Genomic DNA, 16,628 nt, shown 5'->3' with positions numbered 1-16,628 from the left:
TTGCCTACGGGGGGATTCGTGAAAGCGTTCACATTCACAAGCAACAGTATGCAATACCAAGGAGAGGTAGCAGCCATGGACTGGCGTCACAACGCCGTTTGTCGTGAGGAAGACCCCGAGCTGTTCTTCCCCATCGGCAACACCGGTCCTGCGCTGCTGCAGATCGAGGAAGCCAAGGCCGTCTGCCGTCGCTGCCCCGTCATGGAGCAGTGCCTGCAGTGGGCGCTCGAGTCCGGCCAGGACTCCGGCGTCTGGGGTGGCCTCAGCGAGGACGAGCGCCGCGCCATGAAGCGCCGTGCCGCTCGCAACCGGGCGCGTAACGCCAGCGCCTGATCCGACGCCACCGCTACGAGCCTCAGCCAGGCGGCGCGTACAGAGCGTACGCACAACCCCGCCCCCCGAGTCGCAGCGCGCAGTACCCCCGAAGCGCATGCATGAACAGTGAGCCCGGACCGTGAACAACGGTCCGGGCTCACTGCTGTGTTCGCGCCGATCGCGGCCGGGGCTACTTCTCGGCCCGGACCGGGATGTCGAGGACGACCCTGGTGCCGCGCTCGGGGGCCGGGATCATACCGAACGCCCCGCTCAACTCGCCCTCCACCAGCGTCCTCACGATCTGCAGTCCCAGATTGCCGGCACGCTGCGGGTCGAAGCCCTCGGGCAGACCGCAGCCGTCGTCCTGGACCGTGATCAGCAGCCGCGTCTCGGCGGAGGAACCGCCGCGTACCGCCGACACCTCGACCGTGCCGGACTCGGCGAGGGTGAAGGCGTGTTCGAGCGCGTTCTGCAGGACCTCGGTGAGCACCATCGCCAGCGGGGTGGCCACTTCGGCGTCGAGTATGCCGAAGCGTCCCGTCCGGCGGCAGGTGACCTTGCCCGGTGAGATCTCGGCGACCATCGCGATGACCCGGTCGGCGATCTCGTCGAACTCCACTCGCTCGTCCAGATTCTGGGACAGCGTCTCATGCACGATGGCGATCGAACCGACGCGCCGTACCGCCTCGTTGAGCGCCTCACGGCCCCGCACCGAGTCCATCCGGCGGGCCTGGAGCCGCAACAGGGCTGCAACGGTCTGGAGGTTGTTCTTCACCCGGTGGTGGATCTCCCGGATGGTGGCGTCCTTGGTGATCAACTCCCTCTCGCGGCGGCGCAGTTCGGTGACGTCCCGCAGGAGGACCAGGGAGCCGATACGGACGCCCTTGGGCTTGAGCGGAATCGCCCGGAGCTGGATCACCCCGCCCGCGCACTCGACCTCGAACTCCCGGGGCGCGTAGCCGCTGGCGAGTTTGACCAGGGCCTCGTCCACCGGACCGCGGGAGGGGGCGAGTTCGGCGGTGATCCCGCCCAGATGCTGGCCGACCAGGTCGGAGGCGAGGCCGAGGCGGTGGTAGGCGGAGAGGCCGTTGGGGCTGGCGTACTGGACGACCCCGTCGGCGTCGAGCCTGATCAGACCGTCGCCGACGCGCGGCGACGCGTCCATGTCGACCTGCTGGCCGGGGAACGGGAAGGACCCGGCGGCGATCATCTGGGCCAGGTCGGAGGCCGACTGGAGGTAGGTGAGCTCCAGCCGGGACGGCGTCCGGACGGTCAGGAGGTTGGTGTTGCGGGCGATGACGCCGAGGACCCGGCCCTCGCGCCGCACCGGGATCGACTCGACCCGTACCGGAACCTCCTCGCGCCACTCCGGGTCGCCCTCGCGCACGATCCGGCCCTCGTCCAGGGCCGCGTCGAGCAGGGGACGGCGGCCGCGTGGCACCAGATGGCCGACCATGTCGTCCTGGTAGGAGGTGGGGCCGGTGTTGGGCCGCATCTGGGCCACGGACACATAGCGGGTGCCGTCCCGGGTGGGGACCCACAGCACGAGGTCGGCGAAGGACAGGTCGGAGAGCAGCTGCCACTCCGAGACCAGCAGATGCAGCCACTCCAGGTCGGTGTCGCTGAGGGCTGTGTGCTGGCGGACGAGGTCGTTCATGGAGGGCACGTGTGCGAGCGTACCCGCGGATGGGCGATGGCTCCGAACCGAACGCCCCGGGCGTACGTGTCAGGGGAAGAGGCCCGGAAAATTGCGGCGCTCCGACGGATGGACACGGCGAATGGTCTAGTCCACAATGCTCAAGACAGAGCTTCCACTCTCCCCGCACAGGAGGGTGGATCGAGGCACCCGCGCTCTCTGCCCTGACTGCGCAGGCGCCTCTCCCCGGCCGGGGGCACCGCACACCGCCGGCCGAACAGACCGTCCGGTGGTCGGTCTTACTCCGGGCTGCGGTGCCGGACGGGCCGAGGGTCCCGCTCCGGTGCCGTGGCCCGCGGGTGTTCCACGGGCCTGTCCTCCGGTCAGCGGGTCTCGGTGACCTTGGCCAGCGCGCGGGGCGCGTCCGGGTCCTGGCCGCGGGCGATCGTCACCTCGTACGCCAGCAGTTGCAGCGGAAGGATCTCCAGGATCGGCTGGACCTCTTCGGCGACCCCGGCCGTCGGCAGCGCGAAGCCCGCGGACGCCGCCGCCACCTGAACCTCGGGGCCGACCACGAACAGATCCGCGCCACGGCCGCGCAGCCGGTCCAGGACCGGCTGCAGCGCCTCGCCGCCCCGGCCGTCGGTGACGACCGCGATCACCGGGGAGATGTTGTCGACCATGGCGAGCGGACCGTGCAGCAGATCGGCGCCGGAGTAGGAGAGAGCGGGGATGTAGCTGGTCTCCATCAGCTTCAGCGCGGCCTCCTTGGCCGTGGGGTAGCCGTAGCCGCGCGAGGTGATGACCATGCGCTCGGCGAAGCGGTACCGCGCGGCCAGCGCTTTGACCTCGTCCTTGCGGGCCAGGATCGACTCGGCCCGCTCCGGCAGGATCGCGGCGGCCGCACCGTCGCCGCCGCTCAGGCCCTCCACGAAGAGGTAGAGGGACAGCAGTGACGCCGTGTAGGTCTTGGTGGCCGGGAGGGCCTTCTCCGGGCCCGCGAGGATGTCGATGTGGTACTCGGAGACGGCGGCCAGCGGCGAATCCGGGTTGTTGGTGACGGCCAGGGTGATCGCGCCGGCCTCGCGGGCGGCCCGGGTGGAGGCCACCAGGTCGGGCGAACCGCCGGACTGACTGACGGTGACGACCAGCACGTCCCTGAGGTCCGGCTTCGCGCCGTACGCGGTCGTGGTGGACATGGAGGTGAGTCCGCAGGGCAGGCCGAGCCGGATCTCCAGCAGGTACTTGGCGTAGAGCGCGGCGTTGTCCGACGTGCCGCGGGCGGTGAGGAGGACGAAGCGCGGCCTCCTCGCCGCGATCCCGGCGGCCACCTCGCGGATCACGGGGGCGCCCTCATCGAGGATCCGGCGCAGCACTCCGGGCTGTTCGGCCATCTCGCCGGACATGATCCGGCCCGGCCTCTCGCGCTCCTCGGACGATGACGTGGCGGGCATGTCGGGCCTCCCAGGAGTGTTCCGGTGCGTCAGGAACGCCGTTCGCCCCAGTCGACCACGGGGCACCGGGCACCCGCCAGCGGGGTGCGGCCGGGGCGGGTACGGCCATCGTGTCCGCGCCACCGGGTCTGCTAGATTGGACCCTGATTGGTCTATACCACATGATTCAATTCTTCAGATCGGCAGGCCCCGCGTGGAAGTTGTCATCGTCCCGGACGCCAAGGCAGGCGGCGAACTCATCGCAGAAGCCATCGGCGCGCTGCTGAGCCGCAAGCCCGATGCCCTTCTCGGCGTTGCCACCGGCTCCACCCCGCTGCCCATCTACCAGGCGCTGGCGGCCAAGGTCCGTTCCGGCGCCGTGGACGCCTCGCGCGCCCGCATCTGCCAGCTGGACGAGTACGTCGGGCTGCCGGCGGGCCACCCCGAGTCCTACCGCTCCGTGGTGCTGCGCGAGGTCGTCGAACCGCTCGGCCTGTCCGAGGCGTCCTTCATGGGCCCCGACGGCTCCGCCGAGGACATCCCGGCCGCCTGCCAGGCGTACGACCGGGCGCTCGCCGAGGCCGGCGGGGTGGACCTGCAGCTCCTCGGCATCGGCACGGACGGGCACATCGGCTTCAACGAGCCGTGCTCCTCGCTCGCGTCCCGTACCCGGATCAAGACGCTCACCGAGCAGACCCGGATCGACAACGCGCGCTTCTTCGACGGCGACATCACGCAGGTGCCGCACCACGTGATCACCCAGGGCATAGGCACCATCCTGGAGTCCCGGCACCCGATCCTGCTCGCCACCGGCGAGGGCAAGGCGGAGGCCGTGGCGCAGACGGTCGAGGGTCCGGTCGCCTCGATCGTGCCCGCGTCCGCGCTGCAGCTGCACCCGCACGCGACGGTGGTGGTGGACGAGGCCGCGGCATCGAAGCTGAAGCTGGCGGACTACTTCCGTGCCACGTACGCGTCGAAGCCGTCGTGGCAGGGCATTTAGGGCCTCTCGTACGGATCACGCCGGGCTCGCGGGGTCCGGCCCGATCCGTGCGAAGGACCCCGGCCGTCGCTGACGCGGGAGAGGGCCGGGGCGCACCCGTGGTGGGTGCGCCCCGGCCCTCTCGTATGTCCGGCGCCTGTCCTGCGGACGTCCTCGGTCATCGCCCGCGCGATGCGGGCAGGCCCGGCCGTGGGAACGGGTGCCCTCCCCGCCGGGCAGGCGTGATACGGCCCGGCGGGGAGGCGTGATGCGGCCCCTCGTCCCGCATCACGCCCCGTGCCCCGTGCCCAGGCCTCGTACTCAGGCCCCGCGGTGGCCCGAACCGGCGGTGATGATCTCCGCGGCCGCCAGTCCGCAGACGCGGGCCGCGCCGTGGGTGGCGATGTGCAGGGCGCCCCTGGGGGCCGCCTGTGGGACGCCCATCTCGACCACCACCGTGTCGGGGCGCTGTGCCACCAGGCCGTCGAGGGCCTGCGTCATCCACGCGTGGCGGTGGGCGTCGCGGACGACCACGACGACGCGCCGCTCCCCCGCGGCCCGCAGCACGGCGGCCACGGGCTCCTCGGTCCCGCTGCTGTACGTGTCGGTCTCCGTGCCCGGCAGCAGCCGGCCCAGCTCCGCCGCGACGCCCCACGGGGTCTCGTCGCCGACCGCGATGTTCGACGCGGAGGTGAACGCGGCGACGTACGCGGCCTCGGTCAGCGGCTCGGCGAAACCGGTCACCCGGACCGCGCGGCGGGCGGCGACCAGGCCGATGCCGGAAGCGATTCCGGTGCCGGGCGCGGTCCCCTCCCGCACTGCCGCACCCGGCTGCGAACCGGCCCTGTCCCGGGCCTCCCGCGTCCACGACGCGAGGGCACGTACCCGTGCGGCCGCGTCCGCGAGCCGCTCCTCGGCGAGTTCACCGCCGCGTACCGCCGCGACCAGCGCGTCGCGCAGCCGTTGCACCGTGCCGTCGTCCTCAAGACCGCCACCGACGCACAGGGCGTCGGCTCCGGCGGCGATCGCGAGGACGGAGCCGCGCTCGATGCCGTACGTCGCGGCAATGGCCTGCATCTCCACGGCGTCGGTGACGATCAGACCGTCGTACCCCAGCTCCTCGCGCAGCAGACCGGTGAGGATCCGCGGGCTCACTGTCGCGGGGTGGTCGGGGTCGAGAGCGGGCAGCAGGATGTGCGCACTCATCACGCACTTGGAGCCCGCGGCGATGGCGGCCCGGAAGGGCACCAGTTCACGGGCGTGCAGGGTCTCCAGGTCCACCTCGATGCGCGGCATCGCGTGGTGCGAGTCGATCGCTGTGTCGCCGTGACCGGGGAAGTGCTTGGTGCAGGCGGCGACTCCGGCGGCCTGGAGGCCTTCGATGTACGCGGCGGTGTGCCGGGCCACGAGCTGGGTGTCGGCGCCGAACGACCGCACGCCGATGACCGGGTTGCCCGGGTTGGAGTTGACGTCCGCGGACGGCGCCCAGTTGAGGTTGACGCCGCACTCGGCGAGCCGGCGGCCCAGCTCCTGGGCGACCGCGCGGGTCAGCTCCACGTCGTCGACATGGCCGAGCGCGAGGTTGCCGGGGAAGGAGGAGCCGGTGCGCACTTCGAGGCGGGTGACGTCGCCGCCCTCCTCGTCGATGGCCACGAGGAGGTCGTCACGCTCGGCCCTGAGCTGGGCGGTGAGCGCGGAGACCTGCTCGGCCGTGCGGATGTTGCGGCCGAAGAGGGCGACGGAGGCGAGTCCCTCGTCGACCCTGCGCAGCACCCAGTCCGGGGCGGTGGTGCCGGTGAATCCGGGCTGCAGTACGGCGAGGGCGTCGCGGGTGACGGTGTCCGTGGTGGATATCAGGGTGGTCATGAGGCAGCGTTATCCCTTCACGGCGCCGTCGGTGAGGCCGCTGACGGCCCTGCGCTGCAGGAAGACGAAGAGGATGAGGATCGGGATGGCGAAGATCGAGGCCGCCGCCATGGTGGCGCCCCAGTCGTCGCCGAACTGGCTCTGGAACTGGGAGAGCCACAGCGGGAGCGTCTTGGCCTCCGGGTCCTTGTTGAGGATCAGGACCAGCGGGAACTCGTTCCACGCCGTGATGAAGCCGAAGAGCGAAGTGGCCATCAGGCCGGGGGCGAGCAACGGCAGGATCACCTTGACGAACGCCTGCGGCCGGGTACAGCCGTCGACCATGGCCGATTCCTCCAGCTCCTTGGGCACCGCGGCAACATAACCGCGCAGCGTCAGGATCGTGAAGGGGAGCACCATCACCATGTAGAAGAGGGTCAGCGGGACCAGGCTGTTGAGCATGTCCGCGTCGCGGACCAGCATGTAGATCGCGATGACCATGACTTCCCACGGAGCCATCTGCGCGATCATGAAGACCAGGATCATGCTCTTGCGGCCCTTGAACCGCATCCGGGCCAGTGCGAACGACGCGAAGAGCGCGATGATCAGCGAGAAGACCACGGCGAGCAGCGTGACGGTGAGCGAGTTCCTGACCAGGGTCAGGAAGTTCGGCGCGTGGTACGCCGTCTTGAAATGCCCGAACGTGATGTCGGTCGGGAACCAGACCGGTGTCTCGGTGATGATGTCGCCGGTCGGCTTGAACGCCGTGCTGAACATCCAGTAGACGGGGAAGACCAGGGCGGCGAAGAGGACGATCGCCGTTGCGTTGGGCCAGATGCGGCTGAGCAGTGAGCGCTTCACAGCTCGTCCTCCTCTTGCTTGAGAACGATGCGGAGGTAGTACGAGGTCAGCCCCAGCATGATCAGGATGGTCAGCAGCGAGATGGCCGCGCCCATGCCGTAGTGCTGGTTGCCGACACCCTCGACGAAGGCGTAGACCGGCAGCGTCTCGGTGAGGCGGTTGGGACCGCCCTCACTGATGGTGAAGATCTGCGGGAAGGCCTTGAAGACCCAGATGACCTCAAGGAAGGTCGTGGCGTAGAGGAAGGGCCGCAGGAACGGGAACGTCACCGAGGTGAAGCTCTTCCACACACCGGCGCCGTCGAGCGCGGCGGCCTCGTACAGCTCCTTGGCGATGGTGGTGGTCGCCGCGTACAGGTTGATCGCCACGAACGGGATGGACTGCCAGACGATCAGCAGGGTCACCACGAAGAAGGTGGAGAACTGCGATCCGGTCCAGTTGAAGTCGGCCATCGAGTGCCAGCCGAGCTTGTCCAGCACGTAGTTGACGATGCCGAAGCGCGAGGCGAACAGCCACTGGAACACCGTGGACGCGGCCACGACCGGCATCGCCCAGGCGAGCACCAGGCCGATCATCAGGGTGAGCCGCATCTTCTTGCCGAGACGGGCGAGCAGCAGTCCGACCAGGGTGCCGACGATCATGATCAGAACGACGTTGACGCCGGTGAACACGATCGTGCGGAGCGTGACCTTCCAGAAGTCCTCACCGGTGAGGATCTCCTGGTAGTTCTTGAAGCCGTTCCACTCGGTGACATGCTGGATCAGCTGTCCCATATTGAGGTTCTGGAACGACAGCATGACGTTCTTCACCAGGGGATACCCGAGGAAGATCGCCGTCACCGCGAGCGCGGGAACCAACAACAGGTACGGCGCTGCGCCGATACCCACCCTCCGCTTGCTTCCCCCGGGCCGCCCGACGGGTGTTTTCCCGTCCTGCCCGCGGACCGCGGCCGTCCGGGCCGCCTCCGTGGGATCGGTTTGCACTGCCATGCTCGCCATCTCTTCCGACAAAGCCCTACACGGAACGGTGCGTACCACCGGGGCGGCGGGTCGGGACCCGCCGCCCCGGCGCGGGACGCGCTACTGCGATTACTGCTGCTGGCTGAGGCGCTTGTTGAGCTCGCCCTCGACCTGCTTGGCGGCGTCGGCGGGCGACTTGCCCTGCAGGACCAGCGTCATGTAGGTCTTGATCGGGTTCGGCGGGTTCTCGACCGGCGCCCACTCCGGGATCAGCGGCGTGGTGCCACCGGACTTGGCGGCGGCCGGACCGGCGGCCTCGGCGGCGGGCTGGCCCACGGTGTACTTCTGCATCGCGTCGTTCTTCGGGGACCAGCCGGCCTCCTTGATGAGCGCGCCGTCGTTCTGCTCGGAGAGCGCGATCTTCAGGAACTCCTTGGCCAGGTCCTGCTTCTTGCTGCCCGCGGCCACGGCGAGGTTGGAGCCGCCGAGGAAGACGCCCTCGGGCTTGTCCGCCGTCTCACCGGGGATGGTGAAGAAGCCGATGTCGTCCTTGAGCTTCGGGTTGGCCTTGATGGCGGTGCCGGCCTCGTAGCCCATGGCGATGATGGCGCCGGTCTTGCCCTTGGCGAAGACCTCGGCCTGCTGCGGGGTGGCCTCGTCCTTGTCCTTGGGCGCCTTGGAGTAGGCCTGGTACTGCTTGTAGACGTCCATGGCCTCGGCGACCTTCGGGTCGCCCAGGTTGGAGACGTACTTGTCGCCTTCCTTCTTGACCGGCGAGACGTCCTTGCCGACGAGCAGGCCGTCGAAGAAGTACCAGTTCTGGCCGGGCAGGTAGATCGGCTCGGCCTTGCCCTTCTCCTTGATGGCGTCGAACGCCTTGAAGAGGTCGGCACGGGTCTTCGGAGTCTCGGTGATACCGGCGTCCTTGAAGACCTTCTTGTTGTACATGACGACGCGGTTGCCCACGTACCACGGCAGGGCGTACTGCTTGCCGTCGTAGACGGAGGGCTGGTTGACGCCGTCGGCCCAGGCGGAGCCGATCTCCTTCTTGAGGTCACCGAGGTCGGCGAGGCCGCCGGTCTTGGCGTACGCCGGGGTCTGGGTGTTGCCGATCTCCAGGACGTCCGGCGGGTTGGACTCGGAGAGGGCCGTGGTGACCTTCTGCTGAATGCCGTTCCAGTCCTGGACTTCGATCTTCAGCTTGGCCTTGGTCTTCTTCTCGAACTCATCGGTGACCGTCTTGGTCCACCCGGGCGGGTTCGATCCCGACATCGTCCAGACAGTCAGGGTCTGGCCCTGGTAACCGTCGGCGCCCGCCTTCTTGCCGCTGCCGCCGTCGTCGGAACCACAGGCCGCGATGCCGATCATCATGCCCGCGACGCCGATCGCCGCGATGAGCTTGCGCTTCACGCCAAACCCTCCTCAGGGATACTGCAACCCCGCCCACCGCGAAGACTTTCGACGAGTACTGCTGGGGCTGGACCTGGTCTTTAATGGTTTAGACCAGTACCGGGAGCTTGGCCTAGACCTTTAGGGGTGTCAAGGGTGTATAAGAAGTGCACTCGCGTCCGTTATAGGACCGACACCTAAGGGAGGGCGACGAGCCGTGACCGGACCGTGCCACCATGTGAGCCGCGACAGACGGAGGAGCCGGTGACGGCAGCAACGCAGCAGTCGGGAAGGCGGGCCATGGGTGCCGACGGGGGCAGTACGGAGAACGAGACGGGCGCGGCCACGCGGACGGCACGCGTCCCGAAGTACTACCGGCTGAAGCGACATCTCCTCGACATGACGGACACCATGCCGCCAGGCACCCCCGTGCCGCCGGAACGGACCCTGGCCGCCGAGTTCGACACCTCGCGCACGACCGTGCGCCAGGCGCTCCAGGAGCTGGTCGTCGAGGGCCGGTTGGAGCGCATCCAGGGCAAGGGCACCTTCGTCGCCAAGCCGAAGGTCTCGCAGGCCCTGCAACTCACCTCGTACACCGAGGACATGCGCGCCCAGGGGCTGGAACCGACGTCCCAGTTGCTGGACATCGGCTATGTCACGGCCGACGACACGCTCGCCGGGCTGCTCGACATCACGGCCGGTGGCCGCGTGCTGCGGATCGAGCGTCTGCGGCTCGCCAGCGGGGAGCCGATGGCGATCGAGACCACGCACCTTTCGGCCAAACGCTTTCCCGCGCTGCGCCGTTCGCTGGTGAAGTACACCTCGCTCTACACCGCGCTGGCCGAGGTGTACGACGTCCGGCTGGCCGAGGCCGAGGAGACCATCGAGACCTCGCTCGCCACCCCGCGCGAGGCCGGACTGCTCGGTACGGATGTGGGCCTGCCGATGCTGATGCTGTCCCGGCACTCGCTGGACGGGCGGGGCGAGCCGGTGGAGTGGGTGCGCTCGGTCTACCGCGGCGACCGGTACAAGTTCGTGGCGCGCCTGAAGCGGCCGACGGACTGACCCCGGACGCGGCGGCCGGCGAATTCCGGCCCTCGCACTCGCACACCCGGCCGTCGACGGCCTCCGTGGAACGCATCACTCCACGGGGGCCGTTCGGCTGTCTCCGTACGAGCCGGCTCCCGCACGTTTGACAACATTCCGAACATTCGATCCCATTCGCGGGGCCGTTGCCGGACCGCAATGCGGACAGGGGGTGACGGTGACCGGAAGCCTCCCCTAGATTTCCTGCGCATTACAACAGGTGATCAGCGAGGGGACGGAGTCGCCGCATGCCGGCAGAGCCTGAAGGAAAACCGCCCACCATCACGCCCGTGCGGGTAATCATCGCCCTCTGTCTCGTCGCGCCGTTCGTGGCGATGCTCTGGGTGAGTTCGTACGCGAAGGTGGACCCCACCTTCATCGGCATCCCGTTCTTCTACTGGTACCAGATGCTCTGGGTGCTGATCTCCACCGCGCTCACGATGGTCGCGTACAAGCTGTGGCAGCGTGACCAGCGCGCCCGCAAGGGGGGTGCGTCGGCATGAAGGACGGCGTGAACGGCGTCGCGCTCGGCGTCTTCATCTTCTTCTTCCTGGCCGTCACGGTCATGGGCTTCCTCGCGGCACGCTGGCGCAAGGCCGAGAACGAGGCCAGCCTCGACGAATGGGGCCTGGGCGGACGGTCGTTCGGCACCTGGGTCACCTGGTTCCTGCTCGGCGGCGACCTGTACACCGCGTACACCTTCGTCGCCGTGCCCGCGGCGATCTACGCGGCGGGCGCGGCCGGCTTCTTCGCCGTGCCGTACACCATCCTCGTGTACCCGCTGATCTTCACCTTCCTGCCGCGGCTCTGGTCGGTCTCGCACAAGCACGGCTACGTGACCACCTCGGACTTCGTCCGCGGGCGCTTCGGCTCGAAGGGGCTGTCGCTGGCGGTCGCCGTCACGGGCATCCTCGCCACGATGCCGTACATCGCGCTCCAACTCGTCGGCATCCAGGCGGTGCTGGACGTGATGGGCGTCGGTGGCGGCGAGAACACCCACTGGTTCGTCAAGGACCTGCCGCTGCTGATCGCGTTCGCGGTGCTCGCCGCGTACACCTACTCGTCCGGCCTGCGGGCACCGGCGCTGATCGCGTTCGTCAAGGACGGGCTGATCTACCTGGTCATCGTGGTGGCGATCATCTACATCCCGATCAAGCTCGGCGGCTTCGACGACATCTTCGCCAAGGCGGGCGAGGCGTTCTCGCAGACCAACCCGGCGACCGGCAAGCCGCGCGGCGCGCTGGCACCCGGCGAGGCGGGCCAATGGGGTTACGCCACCCTGGCGTTGGGCTCGGCGCTGGCGCTCTTCATGTATCCGCACTCGATCACGGCGACGCTCTCCAGCCGCAGCCGCAACGTGATCCGGCGCAACACCACGATCCTGCCGCTGTACTCGCTGATGCTGGGCCTGCTCGCGCTGCTCGGCTTCATGGCGATCGCCGCCGGGATCAAGGTGGACAACGGGCAGTTGGCCATCCCTCAGCTGTTCGAGGACATGTTCCCGGACTGGTTCGCGGGCGTCGCGTTCGCCGCCATCGGCATCGGCGCGCTGGTGCCCGCGGCGATCATGTCGATCGCCGCGGCGAACCTCTTCACCCGCAACATCTACAAGGACTTCCTGAAGCCGGACGCCACCCCGGAGCAGGAGACCAAGGTCTCCAAGCTGGCGTCCCTGCTGGTGAAGGTCGGCGCGCTCGCCTTCGTCCTGACCATGGACAAGACGGTCGCGATCAACTTCCAGCTGCTCGGCGGGATCTGGATCCTCCAGACGATGCCGGCCCTGGTCGGCGGGCTGTTCACCCGCTGGTTCCACCGCTGGGCGCTGCTCGCGGGCTGGGCGGTCGGCATGGTGTACGGCACGGTGGCCGCGTACGGGGTCGCCAGCCCGACCCAGGCGCACTTCGGCGGTTCGTCCAAGGAGATTCCCGGCATCGGCGAGATCGGCTACATCGGTCTGACGGCGTTCGTGCTGAACGTGGTCGTGACGGTGGTGCTCACCTTCGTCCTGAACGCCGTGAAGGCGCCCGCCGGAATCGACGAGACCTCCCCGGGCGACTACACGGCCGACTCGGGCGACCCGGGCGTCCAGGCGGCGCTCCCGCCGGCCACGGCCGGAGCGCCGGGCGGCGGCCACTGACGAGCGCTCCGACACCGGCCGACGGCCCGTCGAGCCCCCTTCTGCGGGGCGCGGCGGGCCGTCCGTGCGATCGGGGCCGGGCGGCCCCGGAGAGGGCCGCACAGCTCGTTCTGTGGGCTTGGCCCGAGTCGGCCGACACAACATGTGGGGGCTGCCTCATCGGGCGGCCCCCACATGTATGCTCATGCTCGCTGTCGCCGCAGGGGAATCCGGTGCGAATCCGGAACTGTCCCGCAACGGTGTGTTCGGTGCGCTTTTGCGCACCCCCGAGTAAGTCCGAGGACCTGCCGACAGCGCATCCGGCTCGACCGAACCGGATGCCAGACGTCCGGGCCTCGCGGATGGGCCGGTGGACGCCGTACGGAGTGCTGCCCCGCTCGGGCCCACCTCTGCCCGGCTGCCCCGTTCCCCGCCGGCCCCGAGCCGAGCGAGGGAGAGCACCACGTGACCATCGCGCCAGCCGATCCGGCTTCAGTCGCCGTGTCCGAAGCGGCCGAGTCCGAGGGGACCGCACACGACGGGCCGGGGACCGCACTGCTGCGGACCCTGACCGACCTCACCGTCGATCTGCCCGACACCGACCCCGGTCGTGTCGCCGCCGCCGCGCTGCGCGGGCGCAGCGCCCGGTCGGACGAGGCCGAGCTGCGCTCGCTGGCCACCGAGGCCGCCGCGGGGCTGATCTCCGAGGACCCCGCCTACTCCCGTCTCGCCGCCAGGCTCCTGACCCGCGCCATCGTGGACGAGGCGGCCGGCCAGGGCGCCGTCTCCTTCTCCTCCTCCGTCGCCGTCGGGCACCGCGAGGGCCTGATCGCGGACCGTACCGCCGAGTTCGTCGCGCTGCACGCGGACGCCCTCGACGCGCTGGTGGAACGCTCGCTCACCGACGGCGCCGACGACCGGTTCGGCTACTTCGGGCTGCGGACCCTGCACAGCCGCTATCTGCTGCGCCACCCGCACACCCGCCAGGTCATCGAGACGCCCCAGCACTTCATGCTGCGGGTCGCGTCCGGTCTCGCCGAGGACGATTCGCGACGCGCCCTGGACGAAGTGACCGCGCTGTACGGGCTGATGAGCCGGCTCGACTATCTGCCCTCCTCGCCGACCCTGTTCAACTCCGGTACCCGGCACCCGCAGATGTCCTCCTGCTATCTGCTGGACTCCCCGCTCGACGAGCTCGACTCGATCTACGACCGCTACCACCAGGTGGCGCGGCTCTCGAAGCACGCGGGCGGCATCGGGCTCTCGTACTCCCGTATCCGCGCCCGCGGTTCGCTGATCCGCGGCACCAACGGGCACTCCAACGGCATCGTGCCGTTCCTGAAGACGCTCGACGCCTCCGTCGCCGCGGTCAACCAGGGGGGCCGCCGCAAGGGTGCCGCCGCCGTCTACCTGGAGACGTGGCACGCGGACATCGAGGAGTTCCTGGAGCTGCGCGACAACACGGGCGAGGACCAGCGGCGTACGCACAACCTCAACCTGGCGCACTGGATCCCGGACGAGTTCATGCGCCGGGTCGACACGGACGGCGACTGGTCGCTGTTCTCGCCCGCGGACGTGCCCGAGCTGGTCGACCTGTGGGGCGACGACTTCGACGCCGCGTACCGGGCCGCCGAGGCCAAGGGGCTGGCCCGCAAGTCGATGCCGGCCCGCGAGCTGTACGGCCGGATGATGCGTACCCTCGCCCAGACCGGCCAGGGCTGGATGACGTTCAAGGACGCCTCCAACCGGACCGCGAACCAGACCGCCGAGCCGGGCCGGGTCGTCCACTCCTCGAATCTGTGCACCGAGATCCTCGAAGTCACCGATGACGGCGAGACGGCCGTCTGCAACCTGGGTTCGGTCAACCTCGGCGCGTTCGTCGCCGACGGCACCGTCGACTGGGAGCGGCTGGACGCCACCGTCCGGACCGCCGTGACCTTCCTCGACCGGGTCGTCGACATCAACTTCTACCCGACCGAGCAGGCCGGCCGCTCCAACGCGAAGTGGCGCCCGGTCGGCCTGGGTGCGATGGGCCTGCAGGACGTCTTCTTCCAGCTGCGGCTGCCGTTCGACTCCCCTGAGGCGCGCGCGCTCTCCACGAAGATCTCCGAGCGGATCATGCTCGCGGCGTACGAGGCGTCCTGCGAGCTCGCCGAACGGTCCGGCCCGCTGCCCGCGTGGTCCGAGACGCGTGCCGCGCGCGGGGTGCTGCACCCCGACCACTACGACACCGAGCTGAACTGGCCGGAGCGCTGGGACGCGCTGCGCGCCCGCGTCGCGAAGAGCGGCATGCGCAATTCGCTGCTGCTCGCCATCGCGCCCACGGCGACGATCGCCTCGATCGCGGGTGTGTACGAGTGCATCGAGCCGCAGGTCTCCAACCTCTTCAAGCGCGAGACGCTCAGCGGTGAGTTCCTCCAGGTCAACGCGTATCTGGTGGAGGAGCTGAAGCAGCTCGGCGTGTGGGACGCGCGGACCCGTGAGGCACTGCGCGACGCGAGCGGCTCCGTGCAGGGCTTCGCCTGGATCCCCGAGGACGTGCGGGCGCTCTACCGCACGGCGTGGGAGATCCCGCAGCGCGGACTGATCGACATGGCGGCGGCCCGTACGCCGTTCCTCGACCAGAGCCAGTCGCTGAACCTCTTCATGGAGACGCCCACGATCGGCAAGCTCTCCTCGATGTACGCGTACGCCTGGAAGCAGGGGCTGAAGACGACGTACTACCTGCGCTCGCGCCCGGCGACCCGGATCGCCCGCGCCGCCTCCGGCCAGGCCGCGGCCACCGCCCCCATCCCCGTACAGCAGGCTTCGACGCCCGACGCCGACGCGATCGCCTGCTCCCTGGAGAACCCCGAGTCCTGCGAGGCCTGTCAGTGATGAGCTCCACCAACTCCGAGAAGTCCGCACTCGTCAAGAACCTGCTCGACCCGGGTTTCGAACTGACCCTGCGGCCCATGCGCTACCCGGACTTCTACGAGCGCTACCGCGACGCGATCAAGAACACCTGGACGGTGGAGGAGGTCGACCTCCACTCCGACGTCGCCGACCTCGCGAAGCTCTCCCCCGGCGAGCAGCACATGATCGGCCGGCTCGTCGCGTTCTTCGCGACGGGTGACTCGATCGTCTCCAACAACCTCGTGCTGACGCTGTACAAGCACATCAACTCCCCCGAGGCGCGGCTGTATCTGTCGCGGCAGCTGTTCGAGGAGGCCGTGCACGTCCAGTTCTATCTGACGCTGCTGGACACCTATCTGCCCGACCCGGACGACCGTGCGGCCGCGTTCGACGCGGTCGAGGAGATCCCCTCGATCCGTGAGAAGGCGCAGTTCTGCTTCAAGTGGATGGACTCGGTGGAGAAGATCGAGCGGCTGGAGACGAAGGCCGACCGCCGCCGTTTCCTGCTGAACCTGATCTGCTTCGCGGCGTGCATCGAGGGACTTTTCTTCTACGGCGCGTTCGCGTACGTCTACTGGTTCCGCTCGCGGGGTCTGCTGCACGGTCTCGCCACGGGTACCAACTGGGTCTTCCGTGACGAGACGATGCACATGAACTTCGCGTTCGAGGTCGTGGACACCGTCCGCAAGGAGGAGCCCGACCTCTTCGACGACGAGCTCCAGCAGCAGGTCACCGACATGCTGAAGGAGGCCGTGGCGGCGGAGCTGCAGTTCGGCCGCGATCTGTGCGGTGACGGGCTGCCGGGCATGAACACGGAGTCGATGCGGCAGTACCTGGAGTGCGTGGCCGACCAGCGGCTCACCCGGCTGGGCTTCCCGGCGGTCTACGGCTCCGAGAACCCGTTCTCGTTCATGGAGCTGCAGGGCGTGCAGGAGCTGACGAACTTCTTCGAGCGCCGGCCGTCCGCCTACCAGGTGGCGGTGGAGGGCTCGGTCGCGTTCGACGACGACTTCTAGATCCAACGCCGTTCAGTTAGGCGTGAAGGTCGTACGTCAAGGCTGGTGAACGAGGCAGCGGAGCTGCTGTAGAAGAGGTCTGTCACTCCAAGACATCC

Annotated in this window: 13 protein-coding genes and 1 riboswitch; of the genes, 7 read left to right on the top strand and 6 right to left on the bottom strand. The window is 69.0% G+C overall.

The window, feature by feature from the left end:
• Positions 1–75: 75 nt before the first annotated feature.
• A complete protein-coding gene (locus tag ACZ68L_RS13925) occupies positions 76–333 on the top strand; it encodes a WhiB family transcriptional regulator (RefSeq protein ID WP_003953983.1) in 258 nt (85 codons plus the stop codon).
• A gap of 172 nt (positions 334–505) precedes the next feature.
• On the opposite strand, the gene ACZ68L_RS13920 is transcribed toward ACZ68L_RS13925, so the two are convergent.
• A complete protein-coding gene (locus ACZ68L_RS13920) occupies positions 506–1,972 on the bottom strand; it encodes a histidine kinase N-terminal domain-containing protein (protein WP_469577243.1) in 1,467 nt (488 codons plus the stop codon).
• Between the two features lie 362 nt (positions 1,973–2,334).
• The gene (locus tag ACZ68L_RS13915) at positions 2,335–3,405 is read right to left on the bottom strand and encodes an SIS domain-containing protein (protein WP_469576921.1); all 1,071 of its coding nucleotides are present in this window, start codon (positions 3,403–3,405) and stop codon (positions 2,335–2,337) included.
• Positions 3,406–3,598: 193 nt separating this feature from the next.
• On the opposite strand from ACZ68L_RS13915, the gene nagB reads away from it, so the two are divergent.
• Positions 3,599–4,384, top strand: a complete 786-nt coding sequence (gene nagB, locus ACZ68L_RS13910; RefSeq protein WP_469576919.1) for a glucosamine-6-phosphate deaminase — start codon at positions 3,599–3,601, stop codon at positions 4,382–4,384.
• Between the two features lie 300 nt (positions 4,385–4,684).
• Here nagB and ACZ68L_RS13905 read toward each other — a convergent pair whose 3' ends face one another.
• From ACZ68L_RS13905 to ACZ68L_RS13890, 4 genes are all read right to left on the bottom strand, one after another.
• On the bottom strand, positions 4,685–6,229 hold the full coding sequence (locus tag ACZ68L_RS13905) for a glycoside hydrolase family 3 protein (protein ID WP_469576918.1): 1,545 nt from the start codon (positions 6,227–6,229) through the stop codon (positions 4,685–4,687).
• A gap of 9 nt (positions 6,230–6,238) precedes the next feature.
• Complete coding sequence (locus ACZ68L_RS13900) at positions 6,239–7,069, bottom strand: carbohydrate ABC transporter permease (protein ID WP_469576916.1); 831 nt, start codon at positions 7,067–7,069, stop codon at positions 6,239–6,241.
• Complete coding sequence (locus ACZ68L_RS13895) at positions 7,066–8,058, bottom strand: carbohydrate ABC transporter permease (protein WP_469576915.1); 993 nt, start codon at positions 8,056–8,058, stop codon at positions 7,066–7,068. The genes ACZ68L_RS13900 and ACZ68L_RS13895 overlap by 4 nt, the downstream gene beginning before the upstream one ends.
• A 99-nt stretch (positions 8,059–8,157) precedes the next feature.
• Positions 8,158–9,438 (bottom strand): extracellular solute-binding protein, encoded by a 1,281-nt coding sequence (locus tag ACZ68L_RS13890; protein WP_469576914.1) that lies wholly within the window; start codon positions 9,436–9,438, stop codon positions 8,158–8,160.
• A 279-nt stretch (positions 9,439–9,717) separates the two neighbouring features.
• On the opposite strand from ACZ68L_RS13890, the gene ACZ68L_RS13885 reads away from it, so the two are divergent.
• The 5 genes from ACZ68L_RS13885 (at position 9,718) to ACZ68L_RS13865 (ending at position 16,530) form a co-directional block, all read left to right on the top strand.
• Entirely contained in the window at positions 9,718–10,482 is a 765-nt protein-coding gene (locus tag ACZ68L_RS13885) for a GntR family transcriptional regulator (RefSeq protein ID WP_362200975.1), read from the top strand.
• 269 nt (positions 10,483–10,751) lie between these two features.
• Positions 10,752–11,006, top strand: coding sequence for a DUF3311 domain-containing protein (locus tag ACZ68L_RS13880; RefSeq protein WP_469576912.1), 255 nt, complete (start codon positions 10,752–10,754; stop codon positions 11,004–11,006).
• Positions 11,003–12,640, top strand: coding sequence for a monocarboxylate uptake permease MctP (gene mctP, locus ACZ68L_RS13875; protein ID WP_469576911.1), 1,638 nt, complete (start codon positions 11,003–11,005; stop codon positions 12,638–12,640). Before ACZ68L_RS13880 ends, mctP begins: the two co-directional genes overlap by 4 nt.
• 178 nt (positions 12,641–12,818) lie before the next feature.
• Positions 12,819–12,946: riboswitch (cobalamin riboswitch) on the top strand.
• A 138-nt stretch (positions 12,947–13,084) separates the two neighbouring features.
• Positions 13,085–15,496, top strand: a complete 2,412-nt coding sequence (locus ACZ68L_RS13870) for a ribonucleoside-diphosphate reductase subunit alpha (protein ID WP_469576909.1) — start codon at positions 13,085–13,087, stop codon at positions 15,494–15,496.
• Entirely contained in the window at positions 15,496–16,530 is a 1,035-nt protein-coding gene (locus tag ACZ68L_RS13865) for a ribonucleotide-diphosphate reductase subunit beta (protein ID WP_361440994.1), read from the top strand. Before ACZ68L_RS13870 ends, ACZ68L_RS13865 begins: the two co-directional genes overlap by 1 nt.
• Positions 16,531–16,628 lie beyond the last annotated feature (98 nt).

This window comes from Streptomyces sp. NPDC104309, assembly GCF_055584025.1.
Note: the sequence above shows the minus strand (reverse complement) of the source record. Positions and strands in the feature narration are given on the sequence as shown.